This window comes from Geodermatophilus marinus (genome assembly GCF_003428645.1).
In the GTDB taxonomy this organism is placed as follows: Bacteria; Actinomycetota; Actinomycetes; order Mycobacteriales; family Geodermatophilaceae; genus Geodermatophilus.
The window spans coordinates 145,986-162,316 of record NZ_QVQH01000004.1; the positions used below are offsets into that span (position 1 = coordinate 145,986).

Below are 16,331 nucleotides of genomic sequence, written 5' to 3' on the forward strand. Positions count from 1 at the left end.
GCCGGACCTCAGCCCGTGACCGTCATGGTGCCGACCTGGTCGAGCTGGACGTGGAAGCTGCACTCGAACGGGTAGTCGCCGGGCTCGGTGACCTCGAACTCGATGGTGCGGCTCTCCCCCGCCGCCAGCAGGGAGATCTCCTCGTCGATCGGCGCGGGGCCGGTGTCCGGGGTGAACCGGAAGTTGTGGACCATCTGCTCGGCCACGTTGGTCACCGTCAGCCGGACCCGGCCGGGGGCCACCGTGAACGTGTCGGGGGTGAAGACGTAGTCGTCCTGGGTCTGCAGCGTGACCTCCTGCACCCCGTCCGGGGCGGTGGTCACCGCGCCCAGCCCGGACGTGGTGGTGGGGCTCGCCGCCCCGGGGTCCGCGGGCTCGTCGGCGCCGCACCCCGCGAGCACGAGGCCGGCACCCAGGAGCACCCCGGCGATCGCGGCACCGCCACGTCGCCCCGTCAGCCGTCCGGTCATCGCCCGGGAACGGTACGTGACGGCGGCCCGTCGGGGGGCGGGTCGGCGACCGTCGGCGCGGCGGCCTCCTCGTCCTCGGCGGTGTCCCGGGTGCCGGGCAGCTGCGGCAGCCGGACCCCCAGCGCGGGCAGCGGCCGGACGTCCCGGACGTCCCACGGCCGGGCGAGCCCAGCGGCCTCCAGCACGGCGTCCAGCAGCCCGGCGGTGAACCCCCAGACGACCATCCCGGCCACCCCGAAGGCCGGGCCGACGTAGCCGGAGGGGTGCCGGGCCCGGAACCGGTTGGCCGGGTCGGCGAGGTCGGCGAGGGGCACCCGGGCGACGCGGGCGACCTCGCGCGGGTCGCCGACGGTGACGTCTCGGGGGTCGTCCCACCACCCCACCACGGGCACGACGAGGTTGTCCGACGGCCCGAGGAACAGCTCGGGCAGCGTCGTCAGCACCCGGACGCCGTCCGGGTCGATGCCGGCCTCCTCCTCGGCCTCCCGGAGCGCCGTGCCGACCGGGTAGTCGTCGCCGGGGTCGGCGCCGCCGCCGGGGAAGGCCGGCTGGCCGGCGTGGGTGCGCAGGTGGGCGGCCTTCTCGATGAGCAGGACGTCGGCACCCCGCGGGCCCTCACCGAACAGGACGAGCACCGCCGACCGGCGGGCGGTGGCGGTGGGCCGCGGCATCCGGTGCCGCAGCGGGAGGTCCGCGGCCCGGGCCACGAGCCGGTGCAGGTACTCGGGCAGCCCGTCGTCCGGCGCGGTCACAGCTGCACTCCCAGGTGCTCGGCGACCAGGTCGCGCAGCTCCTCGTAGGAGCGGACCGGCCGCAGCTGCAAGTGGGCGACCGAGCCGTCGGCCCGCAGGAAGTAGGTGTAGGGCAGCCCGCGCAGCCCCTGCTCGATGGCCAGGTCACCCCGCTCGTCGACGGCGGTGGGCATGGTGATGCCGGCGTCGGCGGCGAAGGACCGGCCGTTCTCCGCCGGGTCCTGGCTGACCAGGCCCAGCACGCGCAGCCGGTCGCCGCCGGCGTCGGCGAGCTGCTGGACGATCGGGAGCTCCTCGCGGCACGGACCGCACCAGCTGGCCCAGAGGTTCACCACCGTGGGCAGGCCCTGCGCACGGCCCAGGTCGAGCTCCCCGCCGGCCAGGCAGTCGAAGGAGAGGTCGGCGAGCACCTCACTGCCGGAGGCCGGCTCGGCCGGCTGCTCCGGGCACGGGGTCGTGGTGTCGGGGACCGCTGCGGACGGCGGAGCGGCGGCCGCTCCCCCGCTATCCGCACCGCTGCCACCCGTGCCGCCGCCGGACGTGCCGCAGCCGGCCAGCGCGGCCGCGAGCAGCAGGGCCGCCCCGGCCCGCGACGCCCTCACTCGGTGTCCGAGGCGGCCGGGGTCTTGACCAGCTTCGCCGCCAGCTCCGGGTCGGTCGGCCCGATGCCGAACGACGGGCACCACTGCGCGAGGCCGCAGGCGCCGCAGGCCGCCTTCTTGGCGTGGCACACCCGCCGGCCGTGGAAGATCACGCGGTGGCTGAACATGGTCCAGTCGCGCTTGGGGACCAGCAGGGCCACCTCGGCCTCGACCTTGACCGGGTCCTCCTCCTCGGTCCACCCGAAGCGGCGGACCAGCCGGCCGAAGTGCGTGTCGACGGTCAGCCCGGGGACGCCGAAGGCGTTGCCGAGGACGACGTTGGCGGTCTTGCGCCCCACCCCGGGCAGGGTGACCAGGTCGGCCATGCGGCCCGGCACCTCCCCGTCGAAGCGCTCGACCAGCGCCTGCGCCAGGCCGAGCACCGAGTTCGCCTTGGCCCGGAAGAAGCCGGTCGGCTTGAGGACCGCCTCCAGCTCGGTGCGGTCGGCGCCGGCCAGGGCGACGGCGTCGGGGTAGCGCGCGAACAGCGCCGGCGTCACCCTGTTGACCGTCCTGTCGGTGGTCTGCGCGGACAGGACGGTGGCCACCAGCAGCTGGAAGGCGTCGGTGAAGTCCAGCTCGCAGTGCGCGTCCGGGTGGAGCTCGGCCAGCTCGCGCGCCATGCGGCGGGCGCGGCGGGTGCGCGCCAGCGGCGTCTCCGCCGGGTCGAACGGCGCTCCCCCGCGCGCGGCGGCACGGCGGGCGGCGGCGGTGCGCGGCGGGACGGGTCGGGCGTAGGCCGGCGAGGACACGCGGTCGAGGGTAGGCGGGTCCACCGACGTCCCCCCGGCCGTGCCATCATCGGCGACCGTCGAGCGCTGCGGCGCCGATGCGGGCGTCGGCCCCCGGCAACCGGGTACACAGGAACTCGTACCGCCTGCCGCCGACGAGGAGCGAGAGGAGCTGCCGTGGTCTCCCTCGTCGTCATCCTCTTCCCACCCCTGCTCATCGCCTTCCTGCTGGTCATGGAGCGCGTCGAGGAGCCGCTGCGCCGGCCGACCGGCCAGCGGGAGGTGGCCGAGTTCCTGTCGACCGCCACGCCCGGCGAGGTCGACACGCTGGCCCGGTCGGGCATCCGCCGCGCGATGTCCCGCTGGCGGGCGCGGCGGCGGTCGCGGCTCCAGCGCGCCCGCCCGCCGGTCGTCTGAGGGAGGCCCGCGCCCGGAGCGGGCGGGGGCTCACCCCTCGGGGGGTGCGGACCTCCCACCGATCGGGTGACGGTCCGCACAGACCCCTAGACTCACCTCCGGACGGCGCCGCCCCGGGCGTGCGCCGACGAGGACCCGCCGGTCGTCGGCGAGCCAGGTGGTCGTGCGAGAGGACGCGTAGTGGACGAGGTGCTGGCCCAGTCCGGGCTCTTCCAGGGGCAGTCGGAAGAGGCGGTGCAACCGGTCATCAGCCGTCTGGAGACGCTGACCCTGCCCCGCGGCCGAGTGATCTTCAACGAGGGCGAGCCCGGCGACAGCCTGTACATCGTCCTCTCGGGCAAGATCAAGCTGTCCCGCCGCTCCCCCGACGGCCGGGAGAACGTGCTCGCCGTCATGGGTCCGTCCGACCAGTTCGGCGAGCTCTCGGTCTTCGACCCCGGCCCCCGGACGGCGACCGCCACCGCGGTCACCGACGTGAAGCTGGCCCGGATGCCGCAGTCGGTCATCCGGCCGTGGATCGAGGCGCACCCGGAGATCGGCGAGCAGCTGCTGCGGGTGCTGGCCCGGCGGCTGCGGCGCACCAACGACTCGGTCGCCGACCTGATCTTCACCGACGTCCCGGGCCGGGTCGCCAAGGCGCTGCTGCAGATGGCCGACCGGTTCGGCAGCCGCGAGGGCGAGGGCCTGCGCGTCAAGCACGACCTCACCCAGGAGGAGCTGGCCCAGCTGGTCGGCGCCTCCCGCGAGACGGTGAACAAGGCGCTGGCCGACTTCGTGCACCGCGGCTGGATCCAGCTGCAGGGCAAGTCGGTCGTCGTCCTCGACGAGGAGCGCCTGCGCCGCCGCGCCCGCTGACACCCCAGCGAGCGCAGGGCTCAGCGCAGGCCGGGGACGGCACGTGGCCGCGGGGTGCCCGCGAGGAGCGGGGCCCGGAGGGTCCCCGACGAGCGGAGCGAGCGCAGGGCTCAGCGCAGGCCGGGGACGGCACGTGGCCGCCGTGTGACCCGGAGGGTCACGAAGGAAGTGGCGCCACCAGGCGGACCCGGCTGCCGTCGGGGAGCACCGCCCACCGGCCGTCGGGTTCGTCGACGAAGGTCGGGCTGATCGGCGACAGCGGCGCGGGGGGCGAGCCGGCCAGGACCGCCGCCACGTCGGCGAAGGGCTCGAGCTGGCCGAGGGTGTGCACGGTCGGCGGCAGCATCGGGCGGGTCCCGCCGTAGGCCTCGGCCAGGGCGGCCGCCGGGGCGAGCCAGCTGGCCTCGTCGGCCTCGCCGGTCACGTGCCGGGCCTCCTGCCCGACCGGCAGCGCCGCGGCGAAGAACTTGGTGTCGTACCGCCGGGGCTCGATCTCCGGTGTCACCCAGTGCGCGAACGGGCGCAGCAGGTCCGCGCGCAGCGCCAGGCCGCGGTCGGCGAGCAGCTCGCCCAGCGACAGCTCGCGGGTGAGCAGCGCCTGGCGCTGCTCCTCCCAGTCGTCGCCGGTCACGTCGGGGACGACGCCGCCCCCCTCGGCCGGCCCGGCCAGCAGGACCCCGGCTTCTTCGAAGGTCTCCCGGACCGCGGCGCACACGAGCTCGCGGGCGATCCGCTCGTCGCAGCCGAACGCGGCCGCCCACTCCGCCGGCGGGGGCCCCACCCAGGCGGTGGTGACGTCGCCGTCCCGGGGGTCGACGCCGCCACCGGGGTAGGCGGTCATGCCGCCGGCGAAGGGCATGCCCCGCGTGCGGCGGAGGAGGTAGACCTCGAGACCGGGGGAACCGTCCCGCAGCAGCAGCACCGTGGCGGCCTGCTTCGGGGTGCTCGGAGCGGTCACCGCAGCTCGACGGTGAGCTCGACCTCGACCGGGGCGCCCAGCGGGAGCTCGGCGACGCCGACGGCGCTGCGGGCGTGCTGGCCGGCCGCGCCGAACACCCGCCCGAGCAGCTCGCTGGCGCCGTTCACCACCCGCGGCTGGCCGGTGAAGCCCTCCGCGCTGGCCACGTAGCCGACGACCCGCACGACGCGCGCCACCGAGTCCAGCCCGACGAGCTCGTCGATCGCGGCGAGGGCGTTCAGCGCGCAGAGCTTGGCGTCGTGGGCGGCGTCCTCGGCGTCCACGGAGCCACCCACCTTGCCGGTGCGGCGCAGCCCGCCGTCGACGAAGGGCAGCTGGCCGGAGGTGAACACCAGGTGGCCGGAGCGGACGGCGGGGACGTACGAGGCGACCGGAGCGGCGACCGGCGGCAGCCGGATGCCGAGCTCGGCCAACCGCGCGTGCCAGCTCTGCGTCTGGTGCTCCGACACGTCAGCCGGCCGGGCGCTTGAGGTAGGCCACCGGCTGCTCGGAGCCGCCCGGCCCGGGGAGGACGGTGACGAGCTCCCACCCGTCGACGCCCCACGAGTCGAGGATCGCCTTGGTGTTGTGGATCAGCAGCGGGATCGTGGCGTACTCCCACCGCACGCGGGCCGGTTCGCTCATGGGCGCGACGCTAGCGCAGGGCGGCGGCCCCGTCCCGGGCCCCGCCCCGAGCCTGCGAAGGGTGGGGAGGACGGGGTCCTTCTAGGCTGATCTCCGTGACCGACGGACCGCCGACCGCGCGCTGCCACGTGGTGACCGGGAAGGGCGGGACCGGCAAGACGACGGTCGCCGCCGCCCTCGCGCTGTCCCTGGCCGCCGACGGCGGGCACGTGCTGCTCGTCGAGACCGAGGGCCGCCAGGGCATCGCCCAGCTCTTCGACACCCCGCCGCTGCCCTACGAGGAGCGCCGGGTGGCCGTCGCCCGCGGGGGTGGCGAGGTCAAGGCGCTGGCGATCGACGTCGAGGAGGCCCTCCTCGAGTACCTGGAGATGTTCTACAACCTCAAGCGGGCGGGGCGGGCGCTGCGCCGGATGGGCGCGGTGGACTTCGCGACCACCATCGCGCCGGGCCTGCGGGACGTGCTGATCACCGGGAAGATCAAGGAGGCGGTCACCCGCCGGAGGGCCGACGGGCGCCCGGTCTACGACGCGGTGGTCGTCGACGCCCCGCCCACCGGGCGCATCACCCGCTTCCTCAACGTGACCGGCGAGATGGCCGGCCTGGCCCGCTCGGGCCCCATCAAGTCGCAGAGCGACGGCGTCATGGCCGTGCTGAAGTCGCCGCAGACGGCGGTGCACCTGGTGACCCTGCTCGAGGACATGCCCGTGCAGGAGACCGCGGACGCGATCGCCGAGCTCACCGCGGCCGGGCTGCCGGTGGGGTCCGTGGTGGTCAACATGGCCGCCGAGCCCATCCTGCCGGAGGACTACCTGGCGCCGGCGGCCGAGGGCCGGCTCACCCCGGCCGACCTGGAGCCGGCGCTGGCCGCCGCCCACCTGCACGACGGTCCTGCGCTGGCCGCCGCGCTGGTCGCGGAGGCCACCGAGCACGCCCGCCGGTGGGCCGCCCAGGACGAGCTGCGCGCCGAGGTCGAGGCCCTGGCCCGGCCGACCGTGGAGCTGCCCCTGCTCACCGGCCCCGTGGACCTGGGGGCGCTGTTCGAGCTGGCCGGCCGGCTGGAGGCCCACCTGCGCACCGAGGTGGCCGCGTGAGCGCCGCCGAGCCGGCCGGGGCGACCGGGACGGCCCCGGCGGGGCACACCCGCCGCCGGGCCGCGCAGCCGGCCCCGGAGCCGCCCCGCGCCCTGCCGCTGGAGCTGGCCGAGCTGCTGGAGGACCGGGGCACCCGGATCATCGTGTGCTGCGGCGCCGGCGGCGTGGGGAAGACGACGACGTCCGCGGCGCTGGCCCTGGCGGCGGCCGAGGCGGGCCGCACCGTCGTCGTCCTCACCATCGACCCGGCCCGCCGGCTGGCCCAGTCGCTGGGCCTCGAGGAGCTCGACAACGAGCCGCGGAAGGTCGACGTCCCGGAGGCCTCGGGCGAGCTGCACGCGATGATGCTGGACATGAAGCGCACGTTCGACGACGTCGTCGTGGCGCACTCGACCCCCGAGCGGGCCGAGCAGATCCTGGAGAACCCCTTCTACCAGGCCCTGTCGTCCTCCTTCGCCGGGACGCAGGAGTACATGGCGATGGAGAAGCTCGGCCAGCTGCGCTCCAGCGAGCGGTGGGACCTCATCGTGGTCGACACCCCGCCGTCCCGGTCGGCGCTGGACTTCCTCGACGCCCCGAACCGGCTCAGCCGCTTCCTCGACGGCACGATGATCCGGCTGCTCATGGCGCCCAGCCGTGCCGGGTTCCGGTTCGCCAGCGCCGGGTTCCTGTTCTTCAGCCGGATCATCTCGAAGGTCCTCGGCGGGCAGCTGCTGCGCGACATCTCCGCCTTCGTCAGCGCGCTGGACACCATGTTCGGCGGCTTCCGGGAGCGCGCCACGGCCACCTACGAGCTGCTGCGCCGGCCCGGGACCTGGTTCGTCGTGGTCGCCACCCCGGAGCCCGACGCGCTGCGCGAGGCCTCCTACTTCGTCGACCGGCTCTCGGCCGAGCAGATGCCGCTGGCCGGGCTCGTGCTCAACCGCACGCACCCGCCGGCGACCACCGCGCTGTCGGCCACCCGGGCCGCGGGCGCCGCCGAGGAGGTGCTCGAGGCCGACGGCGAGGGCGCCGAGGTCGCCGCCGGGGCGCTGCGCGTGCACGCCGAGCGGATGGCCCTGGCCACCCGCGAGCAGCGGCTGGCCGACCGGTTCACCAGCGCCCACCCGCAGGTCCCCGTGCGCACCGTCCCGGCGGCCGCCGGCGACGTGCACGACGTCGACGGGCTGCGGGCGATGGCCGACGAGCTGACCGGCCCGGACGGCGACACGCCGACGGGAGTGCCGCGGACCCGCGTCCTGCCCGCGCGCCGTCGCTGACCGCGACCCCGGGAGCGCAGCGCGACGTACATTGGCCCGCGATGTCTCCCGCCCTGCGCACCCGGGTCGTCGGCAAGCTGGCCGCGACGATCGTCCTCGCCGGTGCCCTCCTCGCCGGCATGCTGCTGCCCTTCGTCGGCGGTACCGGCGTGGCGGCGCGCAACTCCGCCTCGCTGCTCGACGCGCTCCCGGTGGAGCTCACCGACGAGACGCCGGCCGGCATGAGCCGGGTCCTGGCCGCCGACGGCAGCCTCATCACGTACTTCTACGAGAAGAACCGGACGCCGGTCACCTCCGACCGGATCGCGGACGTGATGGAGCAGGCGCTGGTCGACATCGAGGACGCCCGTTTCCACCAGCACAACGGGCTGGACGTGCAGGGCACGCTGCGGGCCCTGGTGACCAACGTCGCCGCGGGGTCGGTGCGGGAGGGCGGCTCGACGCTGACCCAGCAGCTGGTCAAGCAGACCCTGGTCGAGACCGCGGACAGCGCCGCGGAGCGGCAGGCGGCCACCGAGCAGGACGGGCAGGCCGGCGTCGCGCGCAAGCTCCGCGAGGCCCGGCTCGCGCTGGCCCTGGAGGAGACCTACTCGAAGGACGAGATCCTCACCCGGTACCTCAACCTCGTCTACTTCGGCCACGGCGCCTACGGCGTCCAGGCCGCCGCGCAGACCTACTTCAGCGTCGACGCCGCCGACCTCAGCCTGCCGCAGGCGGCCATGCTGGCCGGGCTGGTGCAGAGCCCGGCCAACGACGACCCCATCACCAACCCGGAGAACGCGCAGGTCCGCCGGGACCAGGTGCTGGGCCGGATGCTCGCCCTGGGGCACATCAGCCAGGAGGAGCACGACGCGATCTCCGGCACCCCGGTCGCCGTGCAGCCGGGCGTGTCCCCGCCCAACGGGTGCATCGACGCCGCGATCGGCGGGTTCTTCTGTGCTTACGTCCACCAGCACCTGGTGCAGACCCTCGGCATCGACCAGACCACGCTGGACAACGGCGGGCTGACCATCCAGACGACGCTGCGCCCCGACATGCAGGCGGCCGGTGACCAGGCCGTGCTCAACACGCTGGCGATGGGCGACCCCCTGGCCGGCATGTACACCGCCGTGGAGCCCGGCACCGGGCACGTGCTGGCGATGAGCGTCAACCGCCGCTACGGCTGCGACGGCGCCGGGTGCGAGTCCGTCGTCCTCAACACCGCCTACAGCCAGGGCTCCGGGTCGACCTACAAGGTCTTCACCGCCGCCGCCGCGCTGGAGGAGGGGTACTCGCAGTACTACACGATCACCACCGGCGACCCCTACGTCTCGCGCGTCTACCGCAACGGCGGGCGGCCCTACTCGGTGGGCAACGCGGGGAACTACCCCGCCACCCTGGACATGGAGAAGGCCCTCTACATGTCCTCCAACACCTACTTCCTCGCCCTCGAGGACGCCCTCGGCAGCGTCGAGGCGCCGGTGCGGATGGCCGAGCGCATGGGGATGAACTTCACCGCCACCCCGGCCGACCAGATCATCGCCGAGAACCGCGGGTCGTTCACCCTCGGCGCCGAGGCGACCAGCCCGCTGGACCTCGCCAGCGCCTACTCGACCCTGGCCGCGAACGGCACCCGGTGCGACCCCACCCCGGTCACCGGGGTCCTCGACCGCGCCGGTGAGCCGCTGCAGCGCGACGGCGCGCCGGTGGTCACCGGGGACTCCTGCACCGAGGAGGCCATCCCCGCCGGCGTGGCCAGCACGATGAACCAGATGCTGCGCAAGGACGTCGAGCCGGGCCACTCCGGCCAGACCGGCGCCCGCGCCTACGTCCCCGGCCACCAGATCGCCGGGAAGACCGGGACGTCGCAGAGCAACTTCTCGGTCGCCTTCGTCGGCTACACCCCCCAGTACGCCGCCAGCGTCATGGTGCTCAACCCCAAGGAGAACCAGAACGTCGGCGGCTTCGGCGGCGGCAAGGGCGCCACCATCTGGCACGACGCGATGGCCCCGATCCTCGGCGCGCAGGAGGCGGTGCCCTTCCCGCCGGCCGATCCCACCGTCCAGAACGGCAACACCCGCGTCGTGCCCTCCTGCGGCTCGGTGGAGGACTGCCAGCAGGCGCTGCGCCGGGCCGGGTTCGAACCCCGGGTCGACCGCGTCGACAGCGACCAGCCGGCCGGCACCCTGCTGGGCACCGATCCCGCCGCCGGCGCCCGTGCCGTCATCGACCAGACCGTGTCGATCCGGGTGAGCAACGGGTCGTCCTACGTCCCGGCCGCTCCGGCGCCGCAGGCTCCCCCGGCCGACGCCGGCACCGGGGGCCGGGGCGACGACCAGGAGGACGGCGCCGCGGAGGACCGGCCGGGCGGGAACGGCCGCGGCGGACGCGGGGACGACTGAGCCCGCTCAGCCCAGCTGGCGACGGACCTCCGCGGCCACCCGGCCGCCCTCGGCCCGGCCGGCCACCTCCGCCTGCACGGCGCCCATGACCCGGCCCATGTCCTTCATGCCCGAGGCGCCGGTGCGCGTGACGACGTCGGCGACCAGGGCCGCGAGGTCGGCGTCGTCCAGCTGGGCGGGCAGGTAGGCGGCCACCACGTCGCCCTCGGCGCGCTCCCGCTCCGCCTGCTCGCCGCGCCCGGCGCCGGCGTAGGCCTCGGCCGCCTCCCGGCGCTTCTTCGCCTCCCGGCGGAGCACCGCCTGAACCTCGTCGTCCGACAGCTCGCGGGCCTCCGTGCCGGCCACCTCCTCGGCGCTCACCGCGGCCAGCACCATGCGCAGCGTGGCGGTGCGCAGCTCGTCGCGGGACTTCATCGCGGTGGTCAGGTCGGCGCGCAGGCGGTCCTTCAGGTCGGGCACCGCCCCAGCCTCGCACGGACGCGCCGCGGCGTGCGCCCTCGTAGGCTGGACCACCGTGCGCCCGATCACCGCCCTGCCCGTCGCCGCCGTCGCGTCGGCGACCGCCGGCCTGGCCTACGCCTCCCTCTACGAGCGCACCCGCTGGACGCTGCGCCGGTTCGAGGTGCCCGTGCTCGCCCCGGGTGAGCCGCCGCTGCGGGTGCTGCACCTCTCCGACCTGCACATGACCGCCGGGCAGCGCTCGAAGCAGGAGTGGGTGGCCGGGCTGGCCGACCTGCGCCCGCACCTGGTGGTCGACACCGGCGACAACCTGGCCGGGATGGACGCCGTCCCGGCCACGCTGCGGGCGCTGGACCCGCTGCTGGACCTCCCCGGCGTCTTCGTGACCGCCAGCAACGACTACTACGCCCCCCGCCCGAAGAACCCGCTCAAGTACTTCCGCCGCGAGCACACGCGGGTGCACGGCGACGAGCTGCCCTGGCGGGACCTGCGCGACGGGCTGACCCGGCGCGGCTGGCTGGACCTCACCAACGCCACCGGCGAGCTCACCGTCGACGGCCGGCGCGTGGTCTTCGCCGGCGTGGACGACTCCCACCTCCGGCTCGACCGCTACGACCGGGTCGCCGGCGCCGCCGACCCCACCGCGGACCTGCGCGTCGGTCTGGCGCACTCCCCCGAGCCCCGGGTGCTCGACCGGTTCGCCGCCGACGGGCACGACCTCCTGCTCTGCGGGCACACGCACGGCGGGCAGCTCCGGGTGCCGTTCTACGGCGCGCTGGTCACCAACTGCGGGATCGACCGGGACCGGGTGCGCTGGCTGCACCGCTGGGCGGAGGCGAGCCCGGCCAACCCGCGCGGCACCTGGCTGCACGTCTCCGCGGGCCTGGGCACCAGCCCCTACGCGCCGGTCCGCTTCGCCTGCCCCCCGGAGGCGACGCTGCTCACCCTCACCGCCCGGCCGGGCTGAGCAAGGACCCCCTGCCCCCCGCCACTCGCAGGCTCGCGGCGGGGCCCTGCAGGGGGCCGGGCCCCGGGCGGGGGCTGCGGCATGCCCGGCAGGGGGCCGCGAGGCCACCCGGTGCGTCGGCTACAGTTGTCGGCGCACCTCGGGGTGTGGCGCAGCTTGGTAGCGCGCGTCGTTCGGGACGACGAGGTCGCAGGTTCAAATCCTGTCACCCCGACCATCCGCAGGGGCCGCCGCACGGCGGCCCCTGCGGCGTTCCCGGGGTTGGCGCCCGCTCCGCCGGGGCACCGGGGAGCGCGATGACCGAGTGGTTGCTCCTCCTCGCCGCCGTGCTGCTCACGGCCCTCACCGGCTTCTTCGTGGCCGCGGAGTTCTCCTTCACGACCGTCGACCGCGGCCGGGCCGAGGAGGCGGCGCAGCGGGGGGACCGGCCGGCCGGCGCGCTGGTCCGTGCGCTGCGCGGGCTGTCCACCCAACTGTCGGCGGCCCAGCTGGGCATCACGGTGACGACCCTGGTCGTCGGCTACCTCGCCGAGCCGGCGCTGGGCGCACTGCTGCGCGGCCCGCTCGAGGCGGCCGGCCTGCCCGGCGGGGTGGTCACCGGCCTCTCCTACGGGCTCGGCCTGGCGCTGGCCACCGTGCTGCAGATGCTGCTCGGCGAGCTGGGCCCGAAGAACCTGGCCATCGCCAGCCCCCTGCGGGTCGGGTCCCTGGTCGCCCCGGGGATGCGGCTGTTCACCCGGGCAGCCGGCCCGGTGGTGACGACCCTGCAGCGGCTGGCCAACGCGATCGTGCGGCGCCTGGGCATCGAGCCCCGCGAGGAGCTGGACCCCGCCCGCGACGCCGAGGAGCTGGCCGCGGTGGCCCGCCGCTCCGCGGAGGAGGGCGACCTCTCCCCCGTCGCCGCCCGGCTGCTCCAGCGCACCCTCGGGCTGCGGGTCAAGCTCGCGACCGACGTCATGACGCCGCGGACCCGGCTGTGGACCCTGCGGTCGGGCGCCTCGGCCGCCGACGTCGTCGCCGCGGCCGTGGAGTCGGGCCACTCGCGCTTCCCCGTCCACGGCTCCGGCCTCGACGAGGTCACGGGGGTGGTGCACGTGAAGGACGCCGTCGCCGTCCCCGAGGAGGAGCGCGGCACACGCACGGCCGGGGAGCTGGCCCGCCCGGTGCTCGCCGTCCCCTCGTCGCTGCAGCTGGAGCGGATGCTGGACCTGCTGCGCGAGCAGGGGCTGCAGATGGCCCTGGTCGTCGACGAGTGGGGCGCCACCCACGGCGTGGTGACCCTGGAGGACATCGTGGAGGAGCTGGTCGGCGAGATCTCCGACGAGACCGACCGCCCGCTGCGCACCCTGCGCCGCGCCGGCGAGGACGTCTGGCTGATGTCGGGCCTGCTGCGCCCCGACGAGGTCCGCGAGCGCACCGGCGTGCCCGTCCCCGAGGGCCGGTACGAGACCCTCGCCGGGTTCCTCGCCGAGCGGCTGCAGCGGCTGCCGCTGGTGGGCGACACCGTGGACCTGGAAGGGGCGCGGCTGACCGTGGAGAGCCTGGACGGGCGGCGGGTGGCGCGGGTGCGGGCCGAGGTGGTGGACGCGCCGGCCGGGACGTCCCCCGGGCCCGCCGAGCCGGCGGCGGTCGTGGCGTGAGCGACGCGCTGAGCCTGCTCCTGCTGGTGGCCCTGCTGCTGGGCAACGCCTTCTTCGTGGCCGCCGAGTTCGCGCTGGTCTCCGCCCGCGTCGACCAGCTGGAGCCGCGGGCCGAGGCCGGGTCCCCGCGCGCCCGCCGGACGCTGGAGGCGATGCGCGAGGTGTCGTTGATGATGGCCGGCGCGCAGCTGGGCATCACGCTGTGCTCGCTGGGCCTCGGCGCCGTGGGTGAGCCGGCCGTCGCGCACCTGCTCGAGGTCCCGCTCGGGGCCGCCGGGGTGCCCGAGGCGCTGCTGCACCCCATCGCCCTCGTCGTCGCGCTGTCACTGGTGACCGTGCTGCACATGGTCCTCGGCGAGATGGTGCCCAAGAACATCACCCTCGCCGGCCCCGACCGCGCCGCGCTGGTGCTCGGCCCCCCGCTGGCCACGTTCGTGCGGCTGCTGCGGCCGGTGATCACGGGCTTCAACGCGGTCGCCAACGGCTTCGTGCGGCTCTTCGGGCTGCAGCCGACCGACGAGGTCGCGGCGAGCTTCGACGAGGCGGAGATCCGGTCGATGATCACCCGGTCGAGGCGCGAGGGGCTCCTGGGCAGCGAGGTGAGCGACCTGGCGGCCGGCGCGCTGACCTTCGAGCAGCACGACGTCTCGACGGTGCTGGTGCCGCTGGCGGACGTCGTCCCGCTGCCGCCCTCGACCACACCCCGCGAGCTGGAGGCCGTCGTCGCCGAGCACGGCTTCAGCCGGTACCCGCTGCGCGACGAGGACGGGCGGCTGCGCGGCTTCGTGCACGTCAAGGACGTCCTCGGCGTGACGGGCGGGGACCGGGACCGGCCGATCGGCCCCGAGCACGTCACGTCGCTGGTCGACCTCGCCCCGGGCACCGCGCTGCCGGAGGTGCTCTCGGCCATGCGGACGGCGGGGGCGCACCTCGGCCAGGTCGCCGTCGCCGGCCGCGTCACCGGGGTGGTCTTCCTCGAGGACGTGCTGGAGCGGCTGATCGGTGACGTCCGCGACGCCGCGGTGGAGCACCCGGGTGCCGGCGGCCGGCCGGGGGCCGGCGTCGGGCAGGGCACCGGGGGCGGGGGAAGATGACCCGGTGAGTGCCGAGCCCGCGAACCCCGCACCGTCCGGCGTCATCCTTCCCGGGGAGCCCACCCCCTACGCCGCGCCGCTGCCCCCGGAGGTCGTCGCCCGCTGGCAGGCCCGGTTCCGGGCGCCGCGGGTCAGCCTCCCGGACTGGGCCCTGCACGCCGCGCACCGCAGCGTCTACTCCTCGGACGCGACCGGCGTGGTCGAGCAGTACGCCTGGGACCGCACCACCGACGCCCACCGCCAGGTCACCGACCGGCCCAACGGCACGCTGATCGCCACCGTCTCCCCCGACGGCGAGACCATCTGGTGGTTCGCCGACACCGACGGCGACGAGTTCGGCGTCTGGATGGTGCAGCCCTTCGCCGGTGGCGAGGACCGGGTCGCGCTGCCCGAGGTCGGGCCCGCCTACCCGGCCGGCCTGGAGATCGGCCGCTCCCGGGTGGCGGTCGGCCGGTCCACCGACGAGGGCTCCGAGCTGTGGCTGGCACCGGCCGGCGGGGCGGCCCGGGTCGTCTACCGGCACCCCGACCCGGCGTCGGTCGACGCGCTGACGACGGACGACGAGCTGCTGGTGATCTCGCACTCCGAGCACGGCGACCCGCGGTACCCGGCGCTGCGCGTGCTGCGCACCGCGGACACCACGCTCGAGGCGCCGGCCGTCGTCGCGGAGAAGTGGGACGGCGAGGGCCGCGGGCTGCACGCGCTGGAGTTCGGCCCCCTGCCGGGCGACCGCCGGCTGCTGGTCGGGCACGAGCGCCGCGGCCGCGAGGAGCTGCTGGTCTGGGACGTCGCCACCGACACCGAGACCGAGGTGGCGCTGGACCTGCCCGGCGACGTGACCGCGGGCTGGTACGCCGACGGGTCGGCGCTGCTGGTCGGCCACGACTCCGCCGGCCGCAGCGAGCTCTACCGCTACGACCTGGCCTCCGGGCACCTGGAGCGGCTGGACACCCCGCGCGGCGTCGTCCGGGGGGCGACGGCCCGCCCCGACGGCACGGTGGAGCTGGCCTGGTCGTCCTCCGAGCGGCCGCCGGTGGTCCGCCGCGCCGACGGGCCGGTGGTGCTGGCCGCGCCCGGGGAGGAGCCGCCGGCCGGGTACCCGGTCGAGGACCGCTGGGTGGACGGCCCGGGTGGGCGGATCCACGCGCTGCTGGCCCGCCCCGCCGGGCCCGCCCCGTACGCGGCCGCCTTCCTGGTGCACGGCGGTCCGGAGGCGGCCGACGACGACTCCTACCGGGCCCGGCGGGCCGCCTACGTCGACGCCGGCTACGCGGTCGTGCACGTCAACTACCGCGGGTCCACCGGGTACGGCAGCGCCTGGCGGGACGCCCTCACCGGCCGGCCGGGGCTGACCGAGCTCGAGGACGTCGCCGCCGTGCTCGACGCGCTGGTCGCCGAGGGGGTCGTCGACCCGGACCGCGCGGTGCTGTCCGGCGGCTCCTGGGGCGGGTTCCTCACCCTCCTGGGCCTGGGCACGCAGCCGGAGCGCTGGGCGGCCGGGATCGCCGAGGTGCCGGTCGCCGACTACCTCGCGGCCTACGAGGACGAGATGGAGGGCCTGCGGGCCTACGACCGGGCCCTGTTCGGCGGCTCGCCCGAGGAGGTCCGGGACCGCTACGTTCGCTCCTCGCCGATCACCTACGTCGAGGCGGTGCGCGCGCCGGTGCTCGTCGTGGCGGGGGCCAACGACCCCCGCTGCCCGATCCGGCAGATCGACAACTACCTCGGCGAGCTGGCCCGCCTGGGCAAGCGGCACGAGGTGTACCGCTTCGACGCCGGGCACGGCTCGCTGGTCATCGAGGAGACGATCCGCCAGGTCGAGACGGCCCTGGGCTTCGCGCTGCGGCACGTGAAGCCCTGACTGACCGCCCGCGGGTACGGACCGGCGTGAGCCGGGTCCGGTCGGGGGCCCGGAGGGTCCCCCGAGGTCGGACGGCTTCCGGCTCAGCGCCCGCCGGGGACGGCACCTGG

17 protein-coding genes and 1 tRNA gene are annotated in these 16,331 nt (G+C 75.8%); 10 read left to right on the top strand and 8 right to left on the bottom strand.

The window, feature by feature from the left end; translation table 11 throughout:
* Nucleotides 1–8: 8 nt before the first annotated feature.
* The 4 genes from D0Z06_RS06440 to nth are packed head-to-tail and all read right to left on the bottom strand — an operon-like array spanning nucleotide 9 to nucleotide 2,615.
* Nucleotides 9–470 (bottom strand): plastocyanin/azurin family copper-binding protein, encoded by a 462-nt coding sequence (locus D0Z06_RS06440; RefSeq protein WP_117376542.1) that lies wholly within the window; start codon nucleotides 468–470, stop codon nucleotides 9–11.
* Nucleotides 467–1,222: an NUDIX hydrolase gene (locus D0Z06_RS06445; RefSeq protein ID WP_199522164.1), complete on the bottom strand. Its 756-nt coding sequence runs from the start codon at nucleotides 1,220–1,222 to the stop codon at nucleotides 467–469. Before D0Z06_RS06445 ends, D0Z06_RS06440 begins: the two co-directional genes overlap by 4 nt.
* Nucleotides 1,219–1,824, bottom strand: coding sequence for a TlpA family protein disulfide reductase (locus tag D0Z06_RS06450; protein ID WP_233517495.1), 606 nt, complete (start codon nucleotides 1,822–1,824; stop codon nucleotides 1,219–1,221). The genes D0Z06_RS06445 and D0Z06_RS06450 overlap by 4 nt, the downstream gene beginning before the upstream one ends.
* Complete coding sequence (nth, locus tag D0Z06_RS06455) at nucleotides 1,821–2,615, bottom strand: endonuclease III (RefSeq protein WP_199522165.1); 795 nt, start codon at nucleotides 2,613–2,615, stop codon at nucleotides 1,821–1,823. Before nth ends, D0Z06_RS06450 begins: the two co-directional genes overlap by 4 nt.
* Before the next feature lie 156 nt (nucleotides 2,616–2,771).
* Between nth and D0Z06_RS06460 the strand changes: the two genes are divergently transcribed.
* Both D0Z06_RS06460 and D0Z06_RS06465 read left to right on the top strand, forming a co-directional pair.
* Entirely contained in the window at nucleotides 2,772–3,011 is a 240-nt protein-coding gene (locus tag D0Z06_RS06460) for a hypothetical protein (protein WP_117376544.1), read from the top strand.
* Between the two features lie 180 nt (nucleotides 3,012–3,191).
* Nucleotides 3,192–3,866: a Crp/Fnr family transcriptional regulator gene (locus D0Z06_RS06465; protein WP_117376545.1), complete on the top strand. Its 675-nt coding sequence runs from the start codon at nucleotides 3,192–3,194 to the stop codon at nucleotides 3,864–3,866.
* Nucleotides 3,867–4,023: 157 nt separating this feature from the next.
* Here D0Z06_RS06465 and D0Z06_RS06470 read toward each other — a convergent pair whose 3' ends face one another.
* The 3 genes from D0Z06_RS06470 to D0Z06_RS25670 are packed head-to-tail and all read right to left on the bottom strand — an operon-like array spanning nucleotide 4,024 to nucleotide 5,469.
* A complete protein-coding gene (locus D0Z06_RS06470) occupies nucleotides 4,024–4,824 on the bottom strand; it encodes an NUDIX hydrolase (RefSeq protein ID WP_117376546.1) in 801 nt (266 codons plus the stop codon).
* Nucleotides 4,821–5,294 carry a RidA family protein gene (locus tag D0Z06_RS06475; RefSeq protein ID WP_117376547.1) on the bottom strand — a complete coding sequence of 158 codons (474 nt, stop codon included), beginning with the start codon at nucleotides 5,292–5,294 and terminating at the stop codon, nucleotides 4,821–4,823. Before D0Z06_RS06475 ends, D0Z06_RS06470 begins: the two co-directional genes overlap by 4 nt.
* A gap of 1 nt (nucleotide 5,295) precedes the next feature.
* Complete coding sequence (locus tag D0Z06_RS25670) at nucleotides 5,296–5,469, bottom strand: DUF4177 domain-containing protein (RefSeq protein WP_199522166.1); 174 nt, start codon at nucleotides 5,467–5,469, stop codon at nucleotides 5,296–5,298.
* A 95-nt stretch (nucleotides 5,470–5,564) separates the two neighbouring features.
* Between D0Z06_RS25670 and D0Z06_RS06480 the strand changes: the two genes are divergently transcribed.
* The 3 genes from D0Z06_RS06480 to D0Z06_RS06490 are packed head-to-tail and all read left to right on the top strand — an operon-like array spanning nucleotide 5,565 to nucleotide 10,200.
* Nucleotides 5,565–6,560: an ArsA-related P-loop ATPase gene (locus tag D0Z06_RS06480; protein WP_117376548.1), complete on the top strand. Its 996-nt coding sequence runs from the start codon at nucleotides 5,565–5,567 to the stop codon at nucleotides 6,558–6,560.
* Nucleotides 6,557–7,819, top strand: coding sequence for an ArsA family ATPase (locus D0Z06_RS06485; RefSeq protein WP_233517496.1), 1,263 nt, complete (start codon nucleotides 6,557–6,559; stop codon nucleotides 7,817–7,819). The genes D0Z06_RS06480 and D0Z06_RS06485 overlap by 4 nt, the downstream gene beginning before the upstream one ends.
* 41 nt (nucleotides 7,820–7,860) lie before the next feature.
* Nucleotides 7,861–10,200 (top strand): penicillin-binding protein, encoded by a 2,340-nt coding sequence (locus D0Z06_RS06490; RefSeq protein WP_117376549.1) that lies wholly within the window; start codon nucleotides 7,861–7,863, stop codon nucleotides 10,198–10,200.
* A 6-nt stretch (nucleotides 10,201–10,206) separates the two neighbouring features.
* Here the strand turns inward: D0Z06_RS06490 and D0Z06_RS06495 are convergent, their stop codons facing one another.
* On the bottom strand, nucleotides 10,207–10,659 hold the full coding sequence (locus tag D0Z06_RS06495) for a GatB/YqeY domain-containing protein (RefSeq protein WP_117376550.1): 453 nt from the start codon (nucleotides 10,657–10,659) through the stop codon (nucleotides 10,207–10,209).
* A gap of 55 nt (nucleotides 10,660–10,714) precedes the next feature.
* Here D0Z06_RS06495 and D0Z06_RS06500 point away from each other — a divergent pair, with 55 nt between their 5' ends.
* The 5 genes from D0Z06_RS06500 (at nucleotide 10,715) to D0Z06_RS06520 (ending at nucleotide 16,221) form a co-directional block, all read left to right on the top strand.
* The gene (locus tag D0Z06_RS06500) at nucleotides 10,715–11,626 is read left to right on the top strand and encodes a metallophosphoesterase (RefSeq protein ID WP_199522167.1); all 912 of its coding nucleotides are present in this window, start codon (nucleotides 10,715–10,717) and stop codon (nucleotides 11,624–11,626) included.
* A gap of 140 nt (nucleotides 11,627–11,766) precedes the next feature.
* A tRNA-Pro gene (locus tag D0Z06_RS06505) sits at nucleotides 11,767–11,843 on the top strand.
* Between the two features lie 79 nt (nucleotides 11,844–11,922).
* A complete protein-coding gene (locus D0Z06_RS06510; protein ID WP_117376552.1) occupies nucleotides 11,923–13,266 on the top strand; it encodes a hemolysin family protein in 1,344 nt (447 codons plus the stop codon).
* Nucleotides 13,263–14,360, top strand: coding sequence for a hemolysin family protein (locus D0Z06_RS06515; RefSeq protein WP_117376553.1), 1,098 nt, complete (start codon nucleotides 13,263–13,265; stop codon nucleotides 14,358–14,360). The genes D0Z06_RS06510 and D0Z06_RS06515 overlap by 4 nt, the downstream gene beginning before the upstream one ends.
* Nucleotides 14,361–14,364: 4 nt before the next feature.
* Nucleotides 14,365–16,221, top strand: a complete 1,857-nt coding sequence (locus D0Z06_RS06520; protein ID WP_233517497.1) for a S9 family peptidase — start codon at nucleotides 14,365–14,367, stop codon at nucleotides 16,219–16,221.
* Nucleotides 16,222–16,331: the final 110 nt, after the last annotated feature.

Coding starts and splice junctions, on each gene's coding strand:
- D0Z06_RS06440 (WP_117376542.1), bottom strand. CDS start 470: ATGACCGGACGGCTGACGGGGCGACGTGGCGGTGCCGCGATCGCCGGG.
- D0Z06_RS25670 (WP_199522166.1), bottom strand. CDS start 5,469: ATGAGCGAACCGGCCCGCGTGCGGTGGGAGTACGCCACGATCCCGCTG.
- D0Z06_RS06490 (WP_117376549.1), top strand. CDS start 7,861: ATGTCTCCCGCCCTGCGCACCCGGGTCGTCGGCAAGCTGGCCGCGACG.
- D0Z06_RS06510 (WP_117376552.1), top strand. CDS start 11,923: ATGACCGAGTGGTTGCTCCTCCTCGCCGCCGTGCTGCTCACGGCCCTC.